Genomic DNA, 2,748 nt, shown 5'->3' on the forward strand with positions numbered 1-2,748 from the left:
GGCTTCTGGTGTGGGTTGTGGCCTCGATGGCGTGAGAAGTGCTGCGTGCGAATCGGTCGGACCGGCATGGCACGATCGTCGGTGTGAATGCGAACAGTTCGGTGGAGGCGCTGCACCTCGTTCTCGGCGACGAAGAACTGCTCATGGATCGCGCGGTCTCGGCCATCGTCACACGTGTACGCAACGCGGCTCCCGACGGAGACGACGTGCCCGTCACCAAGTTGCGTGCGGGTGATGCCAGCGCGCCGGAGCTCCTCGAATTGCTCAGTCCCTCGTTGTTCGCGGAGGATCGAGTCGTCGTGCTCGAAGCCGCCGCCGAGGCGGGAAAGGACGCGGTATCGCTGGTGCTCGATGCTGCGGCCGATCCACCGGAGGGTGCGGTGCTCGTCGTCGTGCACTCCGGCGGCGGCCGCGCCAAGGCAATGGTGGGTGCGTTGCAGAAGGTCGGTGCCGTCACGCACGAGTGCGCCAAACTCACCAAGCCGGCCGAACGCGCAGACTTCGTCAAGCACGAATTCGCGTCGAAGCAGGTGCGGGTCAGTCCCGATGTCATCGAGGCGGTCGTCGAGGCCGTGGGGTCCGAGCTACGCGAATTGGCCGCAGCGTGTTCGCAACTGGTGGCCGACACGGCGGGCAAAGTCGACGTCGGTGCCGTCCGCCGCTACTACTCCGGCAAGGCCGAGGTATCCGGTTTCGATGTCGCCGAGAAGGCAGTGGCGGGAGACCGGCCGGGTGCATTGGAGGCGTTACGGTGGGCCATGCACCGCGGTGTGCCGCACGTGTTGTTGGCAGATGCCCTAGCCGACGCAGTTCGCACCATTGCTTTGGTCGGGTCGGCCGGGCGGGGAGACCCGTTCCGTATGTCGAGCGAGCTCGGAATGCCGCCCTGGAAGATCAAGAAGGCCCAGGCGCAGGCGCGAGGCTGGAACGGCCGGTCGATCGGGGAGGCGTTGCAGATCGTGTCCCGTCTCAACGCCGACGTCAAAGGTCAAGCGGCAGACGCGGACTACGCCGTCGAGAACGCCGTGTCGGTGGTGGCGGGTCTCGGAGCCAGATGAGGGAACGCAAAAGAACCCGCTCAGAAGACCGAGCGGGTTCTTTCGGAAACTGAGATCAGAGCTTGTTGACAGCCTGAGCCAGTGCCGACTTCTTGTTGGCTGCCTGGTTCTTGTGGATGACACCCTTGCTGGCTGCCTTGTCGAGCTGGCGACCTGCGACGGGGAGGAGTGCAGTTGCCTTCTCCTTGTCGCCTTCGGCCTCGGCAGCGCGGAAGGAGCGAATGATCGTCCGCAGGGAGGACTTCACCGACTGGTTGCGCAGGCGGCTGCGCTCGTTGGTGAGAATCCGCTTCTTCTGGGACTTGATGTTGGCCACGCGTAAATCCTTCTGTCTTCGTCGGTATTCCGGTCAGGGCGATCCATGCTGGAATGCCCGAAGTTTGCTGCCGAGCCATCACAGCCCAGCGCCGAAGATCGAGAATACCAGCCCCGGCGACAGAACCCAATTCCGGTGCCGACCCCCCTCGGGAAAAGTGGTATCCGTTTCCAGAAATTAACGCGTCCCGCGCGCTCGTCGGGTGTCTCTGTAGCAACATTGCCGGAATGAGTCCGCGATCGGCAGCTTCTGCCCAAGACAAGGCCACACCGAGTAAGTCGAAACAGGCGGCCCGCGGCAAGCCTGCTATCGACGGTGTCTTCGACGGATACGCCGATGTCGGCAAATACGGCCTCGCCTTCGACGAGATGTTCGACTCGGATGGCAAGACTCGCGCCCCCTACAAGGGAATTCACACAGCTCTCGAGCCGTCGAGCGCGGGGGACCTCGACGCCCGCTCCGAGGCGTTGGGACGCGCCTTCGTCGACCAGGGCATCACGTTCTCGCTGTCCGGGCAGGAACGTCCGTTTCCCCTCGACCAGGTTCCGCGCGTCATCGCCGCAGGTGAGTGGTCGCGTCTGGAACGCGGAATCAAGCAACGCGTCAGGGCACTCGAGATGTTTCTCGCCGATATCTACGGCGACCAGGAAATCCTGCGCGACGGTGTGGTGCCCAAGCGCCTGATCACCTCGTGCGAGCACTTCCACCGCGCAGCGGTCGGCATCGTGCCACCCAACGGTGTCCGCATTCACGTCTCCGGCGTCGACCTCATTCGCGACGCCCAGGGCACGTTCCGAGTGCTCGAGGACAACCTGCGTTCGCCGTCCGGTGTCTCCTACGTGATGGAGAATCGTCGCACGATGGCCCGGGTTTTCCCCGACCTGTTCGCCACGCACCGGGTACGCGCCGTCGGCGACTACGCGTCCCACCTCCTGCGCGCCCTGCGTGCGGCTGCTGCGTTGAACGAGGCAGACCCGACGGTGGTCGTTCTCACACCCGGCGTCGCGAACTCCGCCTACTTCGAACACTCGCTGCTCGCCCGGTTGATGGGCGTCGAGTTGGTGGAGGGCCGCGACCTCTTCTGCCGCGACAACGTCGTCTACATGCGCACCACCGAGGGTGAACGCCAGGTCGACGTCATCTACCGGCGCATCGACGACGACTACCTCGACCCGATGCAGTTCCGACCCGACTCGGTGCTCGGAGTTGCGGGGATCGTGAACGCCGCTCGCGCCGGCAACGTCGTCATCTCCAGTGCCGTCGGCAACGGAGTCGCGGACGACAAGCTCGTCTACACCTACGTGCCGGCCCTCATCCGGTACTACCTGGGGGAGGAGCCGCTGATCGCCAACGTCGACACGTGGCGGCTGGAGG

Annotated in this window: 3 protein-coding genes; 2 read left to right on the forward strand and 1 reads right to left on the reverse strand. The window is 64.7% G+C overall.

The annotated features are described in order from the left end of the window. The first annotated feature begins 83 nt into the window (after nt 1–83). Nucleotides 84–1,058, forward strand: a complete 975-nt coding sequence (gene holA, locus WBQ44_RS17720; RefSeq protein ID WP_495567984.1) for a DNA polymerase III subunit delta — start codon at nt 84–86, stop codon at nt 1,056–1,058. Between the two features lie 55 nt (nt 1,059–1,113). On the opposite strand, the gene rpsT is transcribed toward holA, so the two are convergent. Beyond that, entirely contained in the window at nt 1,114–1,374 is a 261-nt protein-coding gene (rpsT, locus tag WBQ44_RS17725) for a 30S ribosomal protein S20 (protein WP_495567985.1), read from the reverse strand. Between the two features lie 227 nt (nt 1,375–1,601). Here rpsT and WBQ44_RS17730 point away from each other — a divergent pair. Beyond that, the coding region (locus WBQ44_RS17730; RefSeq protein WP_495567986.1) for a circularly permuted type 2 ATP-grasp protein at nt 1,602–2,748 on the forward strand (1,147 nt) is incomplete at its 3' end.

The organism is Rhodococcus sp. (in: high G+C Gram-positive bacteria), from assembly GCF_049591685.1.
In the GTDB taxonomy this organism is placed as follows: Bacteria; Actinomycetota; Actinomycetes; order Mycobacteriales; family Mycobacteriaceae; genus Rhodococcoides.